Genomic DNA, 1083 nt, shown 5'->3' with positions numbered 1-1083 from the left:
CCGCCAATAGCCAAATCCCTGGTCGAACAGCACGACTGCCTCGGTCTGGTCGTCGTAGCGTATTGTCAGCTTCCGACCGTGGGGGGCGATGGCGCTATTATATCTGCAGTCTAGTCCGAGCAGGGCAGCTAAATGCACGACCGTTTCCTTTCGATCATCCTCACGTCGCCAGTTGTGCGCCAGGCGCGACGGATGGCCGTCGTAACGGTCATTCTTCAAAGTTTCGGTAGAAATTGACAGTGATACGGTTGCCCCCTCTGCGGCAAGCGCGTCCTTTATAGACGCTGCAGCACGCAACATGAGCAGTACAGGTAGTGGCGCCTTGAGATAGCGATCGGAGTAGGTCAACTCGATCAGGTGGCCCGGCTTCCAAAGGTCAGCTGCCTCGAGTTCCTGCTTGAGGATGCGATTTACGAACCCCGAGCCAAAGAGCTTTGCTGGACGGCCAGGGTCGCCCGCCAGTATCCGAACGCGATCACCAGGCTTGGAAATCCGTTCGAGCGCACCTTCTTTCACAGGTTCGACAGCCGGCAATTCCGCCATAGGTATTTCGACCACGGGATGCTTGCTGCCGACACCCCAGCCTGGCCCCAGCAGCGCGGAATCGGCGTCGCGCGACAGAAAACCGGCTGCCGCGGCCGTTCCGGTCAAAGTGGCCAGCAGACGCGCTCCATTTCCGGCGATGAAGGGGTGACCGAGAAATATAGCGAAGTTATACCGGTGCGAAGCATTACGCAGTCCTGCCCGCGCGGCATAATCCAGCGCCTCGAACAGCGCGGGAGCAACGACTAGACGGAGCTTCGCCCCCACTGCTCCAACGGCCGAGAGCAGTGTTGACAAAGGCGGCCCAGAGAGGGCGGCAAAGTCGAAATCGTCGGCAACCCAAATGGAGACGATGTCGTTGACCTTGAGCCGTCTCGCGATAGCATCCGCTACGGGACGGCTCAGACAGCAGCCTTGACCAGCCATGTCCTCGGGCGCCGGTTCGCCCATGCCAGACAGCATGCCGTTGACAAACGACAAAGCGGCTACTCTGTCGATGATGTCCTGTTGGGCGAAAAGATCCGCTACCAGAACGCAGGC

General features: G+C 59.6%; 1 protein-coding gene. It reads right to left on the bottom strand.

The window, feature by feature from the left end:
* On the bottom strand, window positions 1-1083 hold a 1083-nt coding region (locus EN749_RS38045; protein WP_210214764.1), incomplete at both ends, for a hypothetical protein.

This window comes from Mesorhizobium sp. M7A.F.Ca.ET.027.02.1.1, from assembly GCF_004022985.1.
Lineage (GTDB): Bacteria > Pseudomonadota > Alphaproteobacteria > Rhizobiales > Rhizobiaceae > Mesorhizobium.
This window is presented reverse-complemented; position numbering and strand designations above follow the sequence as displayed.